This is a genomic window from Phenylobacterium sp. (assembly GCF_022402485.1).
Taxonomy (GTDB): Bacteria; Pseudomonadota; Alphaproteobacteria; order Caulobacterales; family Caulobacteraceae; genus Phenylobacterium.
On record NZ_JAKRSA010000023.1, the window covers coordinates 124866 to 139672 of the forward strand.

Sequence of the window (14807 nt, forward strand, 5' to 3'; positions counted from 1 at the left end):
CTCGAGCCCCGCATTGCCGCAGGGTCACATGACACCATTCCATGAAGACTGAATGTCGTGAAGATACTGAGAGTTCCTCGCGGCAACTTATTGCCACGAATTGGGCCGAAAAGACAAGAAACCGGACGCCCCCGTGAAGGCACGCCCGGCTCTTCAGTCGTGTGGCCTTCGGCCTACTGGCAGGCTAGGCATTCCTCGTAGTCCGTCTTCTCGTGAGCGGCGAGCGCCATGGCGGGATGCAGGCTGGGGTCAACCACAGCCGCGCCGGCATGGGCGGCCCGCTGAACCGACTTTGAGCGCAGGTAATAGAGCGACTTGCACCCTCGCTCCCAGGCCATCCAGTGCAGCATGTGCAGATCCCATTTGTCCACGTCGCCCGGCAGGAACAGGTTCACAGACTGGGACTGGCAGATGTCGGGGGTGCGGTCAGCGGCCAACTCAACCACCCAGCGCTGATCGATTTCAAAGGCGGTCTTGAAGACATCCTTCTCGTCGGCGCTCAGACCATCAAGGTGCTGCACCGAGCCCTCGTTCTCCAGGATCGTGTCCCATACGGCTGGGGTGTTGAGGCCCTTTTCCTCGAGCAGGCGCTCCAGATAGGGGTTCCGAACCGCGAAGGTGCCCGACAGGGTTTTGTGCGAATAGATATTGGCCGGGATCGGCTCGATGCCGGCGCTGGTGCCGCCGCAGATGATCGAGATCGAGGCGGTCGGCGCGATGGCCAGCTTGTGGGAGAACCGCTCCATGACGCCGCGCTCGGCGGCGTCCGGACAGGGGCCGCGCTCCTCGGCCAGCTTGCGGCTGGCGGCGTCGCAATGGCGGCGCAGGTGCTTGAACAGGCGCATGTTCCACGACTTGGCCAGCGCGCTCTCGAACGGCACGTTCTGGGCCTGCAGGAAGGTGTGGAAACCCATGAGACCCAGGCCCACAGAGCGCTCGCGGATGGCGGCGTAGACCGCGTTGTCCATCTCGCCCGGCGCGCGGCTGATGAAGTCCTGCAGCACATTGTCGAGGAAGCGCATCACGTCCTCGATGAAGGTCGGATGATCGCGCCATTCCAGGAACTTCTCGGCGTTCACCGAGGACAGGCAGCAGACCGCAGTACGGTCCTTGCCCAGGTGGTCCACCCCGGTGTGCAGCATGATTTCTGAGCACAGGTTTGACTGGCGCACCTGCAGCCCGAGATCGCGCTGATGCTGCGGCATGGCCCGGTTCACGGTGTCGGAGAAGATCAGATAGGGCTCGCCGGTCTGAAGTCGGATCTCCAGGATCTTCTGCCAGAGCGAGCGGGCGTCGACCTCGCGGATCACCTCATTGGTCTTCGGCGAGCGTAGGCCGAACTGTTCGCCGGCCCGGACAGCCTCCATGAACTCGTCGGTGATGTTGATGCCGTGATGCAGGTTAAGGGACTTGCGGTTGAAATCCCCCGACGGCTTGCGGATTTCGAGGAACTCTTCGATCTCGGGATGATGGACATCCAGATAGACCGCCGCCGAGCCCCGGCGCAGAGAGCCCTGGCTGATGGCCAGGGTCAGGGAGTCCATCACCCGGATGAAGGGAATGATGCCGCTGGTCTGGCCCGCACCCTTGACCTTCTCGCCGATGGAGCGGACCCCGCCCCAATAGGTGCCGATGCCGCCGCCGTTGGAGGCCAGCGCCACATTCTCGTTCCAGACACCCTGGATGCCGTCGAGGCTATCACGGACGGCGTTGAGGAAGCAGGAAATCGGCAGACCCCGGTCAGCACCGCCATTCGACAGCACCGGCGTCGAGGGCATGAACCAGAGGTTGGAGATGTAGTCGTAGATGCGCTGGGCGTGGTCGGCGTCATCGGCGAAGGCCGTGGCCACCCGGGCGAACATGTCCTGGTAGGACTCGCCGGCCAGCAGATAGCGGTCTTCCAGGGTGGTCTTGCCAAAATCCGTAAGCAGGGCGTCGCGGCTGCGATCAACCTCCACCTTCCGGATCAGCTGAAGCTGGGGCCGCTCAGGGCGGTTTTGAGCCGCCGAAGCCGCCTCTGAAACCTTCAACATCGCCGCTTCACTGCCGCTCATGGCCAAAACCCATTACTTTCAGGGGCTTCGAGCCCGTGCTCGAAATTCCCCCCACCCGCTACATATAGTAGCTGCCCCACCCCGGGACACCACAATATGGGGCCACAGTGCCTAATGACTCGTCAACGGCTTGAGGCGGTTCGCCCCCAGAGATTTTCGTTAACGAGGTCTTAACAGCAAGAGGCCGGACGCTGATCCTGCTGGGGTTTCCGCGACGGGACCCCCAACCGCTCACGAGACTGTGACAATTGGTCAGCCCTCCCCCTCAGTTCAGCTGGTTTTCCTGAGGCCATACCTTGCCTTCGCCAGGGGTATCGCTAAACAGCAAACTGTCATTGGGGAGTAGCCGCCCGTATCTCCAGCGGGGAGCGCGTCAACACACTTATCTCGGGTTCCTGACCCCGGATATGGCGCGTTCGGTCCATCGGACTTGGCAAGACCTTTGGCGTTCGCGCGTCGGCCATGCGGGGTCGGGGGCGTCGATCGCCATTGGTTGCCGTCCGACCCCGCCGGGACACCACCTTGGAAGCCTTCTTCATCTCCACCGGCCTCGTGGCCATCGCCGAGATCGGCGACAAGACCCAGTTGCTGGCGTTACTCCTGGCCGCGCGGTTTCAACGTCCCTGGCCGATCATCGCTGGAATCTTCGTCGCCACCCTGGCCAACCACGCCCTGGCGGCTGGCCTGGGTGCTGTGGCGTCTGCCTGGCTCCAGGGCCCCTGGATGCGCTGGGTGCTCGGGGGCCTCTTCCTGGCCTTCGCCGCCTGGGCCCTGATCCCGGACAAGCTGGAGGACGAGGAGGCGCCAGCCGCGCGGGCCGGGGCGTCAATCTTCTGGACCACCACCGTGGCCTTCTTCCTCGTGGAGATGGGGGACAAGACCCAGGTCGCCACGGTCGCCCTGGGGGCGCAGTTCAAAGATGTGCTGCAGGTCGCGGCGGGTACGACGCTTGGCATGATGCTGGCCAATGCCCCTGTGGTGCTCGCGGGTCAGGCCTTGGCCGGACGAATCCCGCTCAAGCTCGTCCGCGGCCTTGCCGCATTGGCCTTCGCCCTGATCGGACTCTGGATCCTGATCTTCAGCTGAGCCTTAGCCCAAACGAAAGGAGCCCGGCCTTGCGGCCGGGCTCCCCATCGATCGACTGATCAGTCGGTTCGAAATCGAAATCAGAAGTTGATGTCGATGGTCGAACGACGGTTCAGCGGTTCCTTCACGCCGTCACCGGTCGGGACAGCCAGTTGGCTCTCACCCTTCCAGTCGACCTGCAGGGCGCCCTGGTTGACGCCCAGGCCGACCAGCTGGTCAGCCACGGCCTTGGCGCGACGTTCCGACAGGCGGACGTTGTACGCCGGCGAGCCGGAGGAGTCGGTGTGGCCGATCACGACGACCTGGGTGGCGGAGCCGCCCTGGGCGTAGTTCGCCGCCTCGGAGACCACGGCCTGAGCTTCCGGCGTCAGGATGTACTGATCGAACGGGAAGTAGACCACGAACTGCCGAGCTTCATACGCCGGCGGAGGCGGCGGGGGCGGCGGGGGCGGGGGAGGCGGCGGGGGAGGCGGCGGGGGCGGCGGGGGCGGCGGCGGCGGCGCAGCGAAGGAATAACGCAGGCCGACGGTCACCGACTGGTCGCGGTAGTCGCCATTGAACTCACCCGGCTGCGCCGCGGCGCTGCCACGGGACGAGAACTCGAGGTCCGAACCACCGAGATAACGGTAGGTCAGGTCGACGTTCAGGCGCTCCGAGGCGCTCCAGGCCAGACCGGCCAGCAGCTGATAAGCCAGAGCCGTGTTGTCGTCGTCGATGGTCAGGTTCTGGATCGACGGGTTAGCCACCGTGAACGGACCGTTCATGGTCGCGAACTGGCCGACCACGTCCATCTTGACGTGATTGACACCGATGCCGACGCCGACAAACGGGTTCAGCACCGCACCAGGGGCGATGTCATAAATGACATTGCCCATGAGGGTCCAAGCTTCGATGTCACCGTTGGGCGAACCGCAACGGGGCGCGCCGGCCGTGCGGACGACGCCCGGGGTGCAGAGACCCGCGAACGAACCGGGGGCGCCACGGACGCTGGCGATGTCGCCAGGACGGTAGCCGCCTTCGAGTTCCACCCGCCAGTTGGGGTTCAGGCGATAGCCGAGACGGGCAAAGCCAGCCCAGTCGTCGGACTGGTTGAATTCCCAGTTGTAAGGCGCGCCGCCGGGGCCGTTGTTGGCCGAGCCGGTTTCCATGCCTAGGGGCCAGTGGTAGCCCAGGTCTGCCGCGCCGTACCAGCCGGCGTCTTGCGCTGAGGCGGCCGATGCGGCGAAGACCGCAGCCAAGGCGGCCCCTGCCAGGAGTTTGAATTTCATATTTGAGCCCTCTTCATGCCCTCTGCTGCGGCCATATGACCCAGCAGTGTTATAGCAAGGCCGCCGGGATCGGAAAGTGTCGCCAAGGCAACACCGTCACGCAATCCTGCGACCGATGGGTTGAGTATCGCGAGAAAGTTCTGGTCGTCCCCCTCCCTTAACCCCAGCGCCATCCTCCGCATAGGGGGAGGTTACAGGGGCTCTCGCCGCCCCCTCGGCCGCTGGGCCGATCATCTTGACTTCGGCTTCAACGAGGGCTCTCCCCCCTTTGCCGTCAAAGCCTGAGCTGGCCGCCCGCTGCTCTGGCCAGTCGGCCAGTCCACCGGGCGCTATACCTGGCTACAGGGCTGAAACGTCGATCTGGGCAGATGGTTCCCTCATTAGGTCCGCCCGAAGAAGTTCTAAGCCCGCATTTCAGCCATTATCGGAATGTTGCAGCCCGAAAGAGAAAATCGCAACGACCTTCTCGCCGGAGTGGAGAACGGCCGCCTGAGAACTCGCCTCAGGTCTTGTCGTTCGCCCGGCTCCGTCGGCCCCGCCCACCCAGGGACTCAGGCCGGTTGAGCTCCTGACGATACTCATCACGGCGCTCATGAATGGAGGCGATGACCAAGCCCATGGGCACCCCGATCTCCACCAGCACTGTCTCCGAGAGCTGGAGACTCGCCTCCACCGTTTCTGGCACAGCGTCCGTGGCCCCCATCTCATAGAGGCGCTTGGCATGGAGCGCGTCCCTTGCCCGGGCGACGATCACCAGATCAGGACGTATGCGGCGCGCCACCGCCACCACGGTCTCAGCGGCCTCGGGATTGTCCATGGTCACCACCAGGGCGCGGGCCTCCCCAAGTCCGCATCGCAAGAGGAACTCACTGCGGGCGGCGTCGCCATAGTAGCAGGGCAGACGACCGCGCCGGGCCTGCTCCACCAGGCGGGCGTCCCGCTCAGCGGCCACCCAACTGGCCCCGTGCCGGCTCAGCATATCGCCCACCAGCTGACCAACACGGCCAAAGCCCACGATCAGGACGCCGGCCGGCGGCGGGGCATCCTCTGGGGACTCAGCCACGGCAGCCGGCGGGGCCTGGCGGGCAATCCGGCGGCCAAGCCAGGCCAGGATGGGCACCAGGGCCATGGTCAGGGAGGCCGAGACGATAACGAACTCGCCAACGCCCCGGGGCACAACGCTGAGGCCCATGGCCTGATCCAGGATGACGAAAGCGAACTCGCCGCCGGCCGCCAGAGGCAGGGCGATCTCGGCGGCGGCGAGGCTGGTCAGTCCGGTCATCCTGGCCAGGCCAAAGATCAAGGCTCCCTTGACCACCAGAAGCCCGGACGCCAGGGCGAGGACCTCAAGGGGCCGCTCTGCGACCAGAGACAGGTTCAGACCAATCCCGACCGACAGGAAAAACAGACCAAGCAACAGGCCTTTGAAGGGCTCGATCGTGACCTCAACCTCGTGCCGGAACTCGGTCTCCGCCAGCAGCAGTCCCGCAATGAAGGCGCCCAGCGCCATGGACAGCCCCGCTACGGCGCTGACCAGGCCTGCCCCGATGACCACCAGGAGGCAGGCCGCCATGAACATCTCTTCGCTCTTGGCCCGGGCCACCGACCGCAGCAGCGGTCGAAGCAGCAGCCGACCAAACGCCACCAGGGCCACCATGCCCAGCACCGCGGGGGCAAAGGCCAGCAGGAGCCCTGGGGACAGCTCCTCCCCGCCCCGGGCCCCCAGGACTGCTAGGGTGACCAGGATCGGTGCCACGGCCAGGTCCTGAAACAGCAGGATCGCAAAGGTCGCTCGACCAGTCTGCGAATGCTGCCGGCGCTGCTCGATCAGGACCGGCATGACGATGGCTGTCGACGACAGGGCCAGGGCCGCGCCGATGGCCGCAGCCGGCGCCACATCCATGCCTATCAGCATGGCCAGGCCTGTGAGCGCGGCAAAGCTCAACCCCACCTGGGCGGCGCCAAGGCCGAACACCAGACGTCGCATGAGGCGCAATCGCTCCCAGGAGAGCTCCAGGCCAATCATGAACAGGAGGAAGACGACCCCCAGCTCGGCCAAAAGGGCGATCTCGTCGGGATTATCGACGGTGACGTAGGCGACCCAGGGCGCGACATCCCCCAGTTGGGCGAGACCAAAGGGTCCTAGGGCGACGCCGGCCAGGATGAAGCCCAGGATCGGGCTGATCTTCCAGCGGCGGAACAGGGGGATGACCACCCCAGCCGTCGCCAGAAACAGGACGACATCCTTGTACCCTTCGGTCGAGCCGTGTGCGTCCATGCTGCTCCCCGCCGAGTTCCCGACCGTTATGGCAGGCGTCGCGGCACGGGAGAACCACCTGCATTGGCCCGAGCCCCCTTGCCGCCCAGATCACCCTTGGCGGCGTTGACTCTGTGCAGGCCCCTCCTGTTTATGCAGCGCATATTTTAAAAATGGAGGACGCCCTATGGAGGTTTGGAATTACGCCAACCTGTGGGAATCGGTCGCGCGCGCCACACCGGCCCGGCCAGCCCTGATACACGGCGAGCGTGTGCTCACCTGGGAGCAGTTTGATGGCCGCGCCAACGCCCTGGCGCGCCTCATGGTGCAGAAGGGCCTGACCCGCCAGTCGAAAGTGGCGGCCTATCTCTATAACGGCCCGGAATACATTGAGACCTATTACGCTGCCTTCAAGGCCGGCCTCGCCCCCTTCAACACCAACTATCGCTATAGCGGCGACGAACTGGTCTATCTGTTCGACAATGCTGACGCCGAGGCGGTGGTCTTCCACGCCTCTTTCGCCGAAACCGCCGCCACCGTCCGCCAGCGCCTGCCCAAGGTGAAGGTCTGGATCGCCGTCGCCGAAGAGGGTCACCCGGTCCCTGACTGGGCCGAGGACTATGACGCCGTCGTCGCCAGCGGTCATGAGCACCTCGAAGCCCCCTGGGGACGCTCAGCTGACGATCTCCTGCTCATGTATACCGGCGGCACCACCGGCATGCCCAAGGGCGTGATGTGGCGCCAGGAAGACCTGTTCAAGGCTCTGGGCGGCGGGGCCAATCTTCTGGCGGGCCTGCCCCCCCTGGAGACCGTGGCTGAGGCCGGCGAACGGGCCAAGGCCAGCGCCGCTGCAGAAGCCGAGCAGACTGTTACCATTCCAGTGGCCCCGCTCATGCACGCCACCGGCCAGTTCATCTCCTTTGGCCAGCTGATTGCCGGGGGTGCCATCGCCACCCTGCCTTCTCGCCGGTTTGATCCTGCCAACCTGTTCGACGAGGTCGAGCGCCTCGGCGTCAGCAGCCTGATCATTGTCGGCCTGGCCTTTGCCGCCCCCATGCTGGAATGCCTGGAGGCCAACCCCGGCCGCTGGAAAATGCCGAGCCTCAAGCGGATCGTCTCGTCGGGCACCATGTGGTCGGCGGAGAACAAGCAGGGCCTGCTCCGCCACCTGCCCAACATCATGCTGCTGGACAGCCTGGGCTCGTCGGAGGCCCTCGGCCTCGCCTCCTCAGCCTCTGGCGGCGGCGTCTCAGCCGCTACAGCGAAGTTTGCCACCGGCCCCAACGCCGCGGTCTTTACAGAAGACGGCCAACGGGTGACGCCGGGCTCCGGGGAGCGTGGCCTTGTCGCCGTCGGCGGCCATACGCCGCTCGGCTACTACAAGGATGAGGAAAAGTCGGCCAAGACCTTCCGCACTTTCGACGGCCAGCGCTGGTCGGTGCCCGGGGACTGGGCCACCGTGGAACTGGACGGCTCCATCACGCTCCTTGGCCGTGGCAGCCAGGTGATCAACACCGGCGGCGAGAAGGTGTTTCCCGAAGAGGTGGAAGAAGCCCTTAAGCGCTTCCCCGGGGTACGGGACGCCGCTGTGGTTGGTCTGCCTGACCCGCGGTTCGGCGAGCGCATCTGTGCCGTGGTGGACGTGGTCCAGGGGACAACGCCGACCCTGGCCGACCTGCAGGCCCACGTGAAGGCCAGCCTGGCCGACTACAAGGTTCCCCGGGACCTGGTGCTGGCGCCTGTGGTTCGGGCGCCCAACGGCAAGCTGGACTACAAACTGGTGCGCAGCCAGGCCCTGGAGGCGCTGGGGATCAAGTCCTAGGCCTCAGGGACCTAACGAAAATGTAATGAGCGCCTGAGGGTCTGGGCGGGGCATGTTCCATCCCTTTCCAGACCCTTGAAGGTTGATCTCTGCCCATGAAGACCCTCTGGTTCAGCGCCGCTGCGGCGGCCGTCCTGATCGCCGCCGCCTCGCCGGCCGCGGCCCGCGACTGGCGCCCCCTCCACATGCTCGACATTGCGCCCCCCGCCGGAGGGGGAGCGGCTGGCCAGGCCCAGCGCATGGGGACCTGGGGCTTTGACCCAACGGGCATGAACACCTCGATCCGGCCAGGTGTGGACTTCTTCCTGCACGCCAACGGGGCCTATGTGGACGCCCTGGAAATCCCCGCTGACCGCTCGCGGTTCGGCACTTTCGACGCCCTGAACGAGTTATCGGTCGAGCGGATGCGGGTGGTGCTGGAGCGCTCGGCCGCCGACCCCGCAGCCAGCGGCAACGAGGCCCTGATCGGTGCCTTCTATCGCAGCTTCATGGATGAGGCCGCCATTGAGGCGCTGGGCGCCAAACCCCTGGCCGCAGACCTGGCCAAGATCGCCGCCGCCGACAGCGACGCGGCCCTCGCCCGGCTGATGGGTGAAACCATGAAGGGCTTCGGCGGCTCGATTTTCAGCGCCTATGTCTATGACGACGCCAAGGATCCTGAGCGCTACACCGTCTATCTCGGCCAGGCCGGGATCGGCCTGCCTGACCGGGACTATTACCTGGACGAGCGGTTCGCCGAACAGAAGACCAAGTACCAGGCCTATGTGGCGCAGCTGCTGACCCTGGCGGGCTGGTCCGAGCCTGAGGCAAACGCTAAGGCCATCGTCGAGATGGAGACCAAGATCGCCGAGGTCTCCTGGATCCGGGCCGATCGCCGGGACGACGACAAGACCTACAACCCCTATACCCCGGCCGAGCTCAGCGCGTTCGCGCCATCCTTCCCCTGGGCAGAATTCCTGGCCGGTGCCGACCTCGGCGATGTGACCAAGCTTGTGGCGGCCGAGAACACCGCCTTCCCGAAGATCGCCGAAATCTATGCGCAGACCCCCCTGGCCGTACGCCAGGCCTGGGCGGCCTATACCCTGAGCGACCAGGCCGCACCCTATCTGTCCAAGGCCTTTGTCCAGGCCCATCACGAGTTCCGGGAGAAGACCCTGTCGGGCCAGCCCGAACAGCGTCCCCGCTGGAAGCGAGGGGTGAGCCTGGTGGACTCCCAGGCCGGCGAGGCCCTGGGACCACTCTATGTGGCCGCCTACTTCCCCCCAGAGAGCAAGGCTAAGATGGAAGCCCTGGTGGGAGACGTGAAGGCCGCCATGGAGGCCCGCCTGAAGGGCCTGACCTGGATGGGGGACGAGACCAAGGCCAAGGCCCTGGAAAAGCTGTCCAAGTTCACCGTCAAGATCGGCTATCCCGAGGAGTGGCGCGACTATAGCGGCCTGGAGATCCGCCCAGACGACCTCTATGGCAATGTCCAGCGGGCCTCGGCCTTCGACTGGGCCTTCCGGGTCGGCCGGATCAATGAACCGGTGGATGACAAGGAATGGGGTATGACGCCCCCGACCGTGAACGCCTATTACAGCCCGACCAAGAACCAGATCGTCTTCCCTGCCGCCATCCTGCAGCCGCCCTTCTTCGATCCCGAAGCCGATCCGGCCATCAATTATGGCGGCATCGGCGGGGTCATCGGCCACGAGATCACCCATGGCTTCGATGACCAGGGGCGCAAGTCCGACGGTGACGGCAAGCTGACCGACTGGTGGACCGCCGAGGACGCGGAGAAGTTCAACGTCCAGGCTCAGAAACTTGGCGCGCAGTATTCAGCCATCGAGCCGATCCCGGGCCTGCCGATCAATGGCCAGTTGAGCATGGGGGAGAACATCGCCGACCTGGGCGGCGTGCTGCTGGCCCTCGACGCCTACAACCTGTCGCTGGAGGGCAAGCCGGCACCGGTGATCGACGGCTTCACCGGCGAACAGCGAGTCTTCCTGGGCTGGGCTCAGGTCTGGCGGGGCAAGTATCGCGAGGATGCCCTGCGTCGGCAGCTGGTCGCTGGCCCGCATTCCCCGCCCCACTACCGGGTGAATGTGCCGATCACCAATATCGACGCCTGGTACGACGCCTTTGGGGTCAGCCCGGAAGATCCGATGTACGTGGCCCCTGATGCGCGGGTCCGCATCTGGTGAAAAAAGAAGGGGCGGGCGTAAAGGTCCGCCCCTTTGCTTTTTTGACTTAAGTGCCAATTTTTAGGGGTCGGGCAAAAAGAAATGGCCCGTTGCGGGGGATAATCGCAACGGGCCTGTTCTTATTGTGAGCTGCCGCTCAGTTTTAGAGGGCGTTTCCTCCCCGAAACGCCGGGAGACTTCAGGACTTAAGTCGCCGTCTTGTCTCTCGCAGGGTGAGAAAACGGCAATTTCGTGCCCGTGTCAATGTTTCAATTCAGCGACATAGCCAAATTCGCCCCCATTTCCCGAGATTTAGCGGCCAAGCGCCTCACGTTCCCGCGACTTTTGACTCATGCGTCAATTATTCTGCAAAGCGGCCTTCAACTGGCTCCAGCCAAGGGAGTCTGTTTCGAAGACGAAGTCGGGTTGAGCTGCCGTCACCGGACCAAGACCAGCCCTTGAGAGGGCGCGACCGGCGTCAGCCACCGCTTGGGCTGCGACCAGAAGTCCATTTGGCCTGCGGGACGCCCCCTGCGCCACAAGGTCCGCCACCACGGCCTCAGCCGCCGCGTTGGTCGCTGGCCAGGTCAGAGTCGCGCTGGACCTCGCCGCCGCCCTCGCCTCGACTTGACGCAACAGGGCCTCGGCCGTCGCCATCTGACCAGGGGTCCACTCCGCGCGCAGGCTCGCGGCGAGCTGGGCCTGGCTCCTGAGGATCACCCCATCGTCCAGCACCTTCAGGCCATTGGCCTCCAAGGTCGCGCCGGTGGTGGTGATATCCACCACAAGCTCGGCTGCGCCGGCAGCGGGGGCCCCCTCGGTGGCGCCCCCGGACTCGACGATGCGGTAGTCCACCAGGCCATGCCGGGCGAAGTAAGCCCTGGTCTGCAGGATGTACTTCGTGGCGACCCGGATCCGGCGCCCGGTTCGCGCCAGGATGTCGTGGGACACCTCCTCCAGGTCAGCCATGGTCACCACGTCAAGCCAGCTCTTGGGGGTCGCCACCACAAGATCGGCGCGGCCAAAACCCAGGGGACGCAACAAAAGTGCGCGGGACGACAGGTCCCCGGGCCGTTCGCGCATCAAGTCCTCGCCGGTCACCCCGAGATGCACCTCACCGGCGTCCAGGGCTTCGGCAATGTCACCGGCGGACAGGAGCCGGACCTGCGCCCCATCGAGCCCCTTCAGATGGCCGCTATAGCCCCGGGAGCCCCCGTCGGCCTCAAGCTTGAGACCACAATCGGCCAGCCAGGCCTCGACCTGCTCCTTCAAACGCCCCTTGGAGGGCACGGCAATGATCAAAGGCCCGTTCATCAGGCTTCTCCCTGCGCGAAGGCCCGCCAGGGCCGGACCATGCAGCCGACGGCCCGGGCGTCCAACGCCCCCCCCAGCCTGGCCAGCAGTCCGTCATAGCGCCCGCCGGCGGCCACGGGCCGATCAGCACCCAGGGTCTGGCTACGAACCTCAAAGGTGAGGCCGTCATAATAGTCGAAGGCCTGCCCGACCCCTGGGGCGAACCGGAAGGCGGCCTCGGGCACCCCGAGGGCCTTCAGCTGCGACAGACGCGCGCCCCAGGCCGACACCGCTTCCTCAAGGGCCGGTCCGGCAGACCCCGCCAGGGCACGAATCTCCTGAAGGGCGATATCGGGGGGGCCCTGGACCGCCCGGAAACCCACGATCGCCGCAGCCTGGGCCTCGGTGAGAGCCGGGGTGCGGCGGGCATGGGCCTTGGCCACCAGGCGCTCGGCGATCTCCGCAGGGCCGCGACCGCCCACCGGAGAGACACCGGCCAGGGACCAGACCTCCCGAAGGAGATTGGCAGCACCCTCGCCAGGCAGATCGGCCAGAAGGTCGGCCAGTTCCCCGCCGCCAGGCGCTTCGGCGATCCCCTGGCCGGCCCGGGCAAGTTCCGCCTGGAGGAGACGGGGGCGCTTGGCGATCCGGACCAGCCGCGCCGCCAGGATAGGCGCGAGATCGAGCGTCTCCACAAAGGCGGAAAACAAGGCCGCATCCCCCAGCCAGAGGGTCAGGTCGTCGCGGCCGCCGGCGCTGGCCGCCCGCCAGGCCAGGGCAGTGACCTCGACGTCGGCGGAAACGGGGTCCGTGGCTGGTGGGTCGAAGCGTTCAAGGCCAAGCTGCAGGAACTCCTCGGATCGCTCGGAATGTTCCGGCGCGGCCCGGAAGGCCTTGCCCTGATAGATGTAGCGCCCTTCGACGGCCCCGGATTCCAGATGGCTGCGGGCCACCGGGGCGGTGAAGTCCGGGCGAAGGCAGGCCTCAGCCCCGCCTTCGGCCTGAACCACGAACAGCCGCGCCCGCAGCCCCTCACCTGCCAGGTCGAGGATCAGGTTGAGAGGCTGGACCAGGGGCACATCGGCCAGGGTGGCCCCCACGGCCTCAAAGGGCGCGCGGATGGCGGCGAGGACGGCGGGCGGCAGGGTCGGCTCCACCCGCATCAGACACCCCTGACGATCTTGGCCACCGTGGCGACAAGCTCGCTCCGGGGGCAGTTGATCTGGCCGGGACGCTGCTCGCGCCACTGGCTGTTGTCGCTGATCCCGGCGGCCAGCTCCCGACCCAGGTCGAGGTCCTTGATGGTCACGGTTCCCGCCGCGATCTCGTCGCCCCCAAGGATGACCGCCGCAGGGGCCCGCCGTCGGTCAGCATATTTCATCTGAGCCTTCATGCCTGAGGATCCGAGATAGACCTCGGCGGCGAGACCCACAGCGCGCAGCTCCGCAGCAGCGGCAAAATAGTGCGCCATGTCATCCTGGCTGAAGACGATGACCACCACCGGCCCCCGCGTCTCTGCGGCGAGGTCGCGGCCCGCCGCGCGAAGGGCTGCGGCCAGGCGTGAGACGCCGAAGGAGAAGCCCGTGGCCGGGACCGGCTGCCCGGTGAAGCGCGCCACCAGGTCGTCATAGCGCCCGCCGCCGCCAATGGAGCCGAAGCGAACGGGCTGGCCCTTTTCGTCGGTGGTCTCCAGCAGCAGCTCGGCTTCGAAGACCGCGCCGGTATAGTACTCAAGACCCCGGACGACGGCAGGATCGAACACCGCCTGGTCCTCGGCGACACCCAGGCTCTTCAACGCCCCGTCGATAGCAGCCAGTTCGGCAAGACCCGCATCGCCCTCAGCCGAGCCGCCGATGATGTCGGCCAGCCGGGCCAGGACGCCAGCGCGGTCGCCGCCGCCCGCGGCGGTGAAGGCGAGCACCGCCTCTGCCACCGCTGCGTTCAGCCCGGCACCCTTGGTGAAGGCCCCCGACTCATCCTTGCGACCTTCGCCCAGCAGCAGCCGGACCCCATCAGGTCCCAGGCGATCGAGCTTATCTACCGCCCGCAGAACCCCCAGCTTCTGGCGCTCGTCGCTGACGCCGGCCGTGGCCAGCAGGCCGTTGAGCAGCTTGCGATTGTTGATGCGGATCACCGCCGAGCCGGCCGGCAGACCAGCAGCGGCGAGGCCCTCGGCGGCCATGGCGATGATCTCAGCGTCGGCCTCGGGCCTGGCCGATCCCACCGTGTCGGCGTCGCACTGGGTGAATTCGCGGAAACGGCCAGGGCCGGGCTTTTCATTGCGCCAGACCGGGCCGAAGGCGTAGCGACGGAACGGCTTGGGCAGGGTCTCCCAGTTCTGGGCCGCGAACCGAGCCAGGGGCGCAGTCAGGTCATAGCGCAGCGCCATCCACTGCTCATCGTCATCCTGAAGGGCGAAAACCCCTTCATTGGGACGGTCGGCGTCGGGCAGGAACTTGCCCAGGGCATCGGCATATTCGAAGGCGCCGGTATCCAGGGCCTCAAACCCGTAGCGCTCATAGACCGCCGAGACGGCGGTGAGGATCTGGCGCTCAGCCACGAGGTCTCGGGCGCGGCGATCGATGAAGCCGCGCGGGCTGCGCGCCTCCGGGCGAAGGGGAGCGGTCTCGTCGGTCATGGGGCGCGCTTAATGGAAGGAGCCGGGCACCACAAGGACGCGGCAGGCTCAGGCGAAACGGTGAAGGCATTTAGGGTCATACGTCGCTCCGAAAACTTGGGGTGCGACGGACGGGGATATCCAGCGGCGAGCCCCGTCCGCTGCGGGGGCTCGAGCCGTGGTCGTCGTCCTGATCTCAGGCCACGTAACCCCGCCCGATCCCGCAGGAGATCGGATGGTGATGATGG

9 protein-coding genes and 1 riboswitch are annotated in these 14807 nt (G+C 66.1%); of the genes, 3 read left to right on the top strand and 6 right to left on the bottom strand.

All coding sequences use genetic code 11. The annotated features are described in order from the left end of the window. Window positions 1–173: 173 nt before the first annotated feature. The gene (locus MH112_RS08750; protein WP_296566604.1) at window positions 174–2060 is read right to left on the bottom strand and encodes a ribonucleoside-diphosphate reductase subunit alpha; all 1887 of its coding nucleotides are present in this window, start codon (window positions 2058–2060) and stop codon (window positions 174–176) included. Window positions 2061–2379: 319 nt separating this feature from the next. Next, a riboswitch (yybP-ykoY riboswitch) is annotated at window positions 2380–2560 on the top strand. 16 nt (window positions 2561–2576) lie between these two features. Between MH112_RS08750 and MH112_RS08755 the strand changes: the two genes are divergently transcribed. Then, window positions 2577–3140 (top strand): TMEM165/GDT1 family protein, encoded by a 564-nt coding sequence (locus tag MH112_RS08755; protein WP_296566607.1) that lies wholly within the window; start codon window positions 2577–2579, stop codon window positions 3138–3140. 80 nt (window positions 3141–3220) lie between these two features. On the opposite strand, the gene MH112_RS08760 is transcribed toward MH112_RS08755, so the two are convergent. Together MH112_RS08760 and MH112_RS08765 are read right to left on the bottom strand one after the other, a co-directional pair. Then, window positions 3221–4408, bottom strand: coding sequence for an OmpA family protein (locus tag MH112_RS08760; protein WP_296566609.1), 1188 nt, complete (start codon window positions 4406–4408; stop codon window positions 3221–3223). Between the two features lie 502 nt (window positions 4409–4910). Continuing rightward, window positions 4911–6686, bottom strand: coding sequence for a cation:proton antiporter (locus MH112_RS08765; RefSeq protein WP_296566613.1), 1776 nt, complete (start codon window positions 6684–6686; stop codon window positions 4911–4913). Window positions 6687–6852: 166 nt separating this feature from the next. Here MH112_RS08765 and MH112_RS08770 point away from each other — a divergent pair, with 166 nt between their 5' ends. Both MH112_RS08770 and MH112_RS08775 read left to right on the top strand, forming a co-directional pair. Next, window positions 6853–8487 carry an acyl-CoA synthetase gene (locus MH112_RS08770; protein WP_296566616.1) on the top strand — a complete coding sequence of 545 codons (1635 nt, stop codon included), beginning with the start codon at window positions 6853–6855 and terminating at the stop codon, window positions 8485–8487. A 95-nt stretch (window positions 8488–8582) separates the two neighbouring features. Beyond that, window positions 8583–10670, top strand: coding sequence for a M13-type metalloendopeptidase (locus MH112_RS08775; protein WP_296566618.1), 2088 nt, complete (start codon window positions 8583–8585; stop codon window positions 10668–10670). Between the two features lie 336 nt (window positions 10671–11006). Here the strand turns inward: MH112_RS08775 and hisG are convergent, their stop codons facing one another. From hisG to hisS, 3 genes are read right to left on the bottom strand one after another with little or no spacing between them, the layout of a single operon-like run. Then, window positions 11007–11963 carry an ATP phosphoribosyltransferase gene (gene hisG / locus MH112_RS08780; protein WP_296566620.1) on the bottom strand — a complete coding sequence of 319 codons (957 nt, stop codon included), beginning with the start codon at window positions 11961–11963 and terminating at the stop codon, window positions 11007–11009. Then, on the bottom strand, window positions 11963–13105 hold the full coding sequence (locus tag MH112_RS08785) for an ATP phosphoribosyltransferase regulatory subunit (RefSeq protein WP_296566623.1): 1143 nt from the start codon (window positions 13103–13105) through the stop codon (window positions 11963–11965). The genes hisG and MH112_RS08785 overlap by 1 nt, the downstream gene beginning before the upstream one ends. Next, entirely contained in the window at window positions 13105–14580 is a 1476-nt protein-coding gene (hisS, locus tag MH112_RS08790; protein ID WP_296566626.1) for a histidine--tRNA ligase, read from the bottom strand. Before hisS ends, MH112_RS08785 begins: the two co-directional genes overlap by 1 nt. Between the last annotated feature and the right edge of the window lie 227 nt (window positions 14581–14807).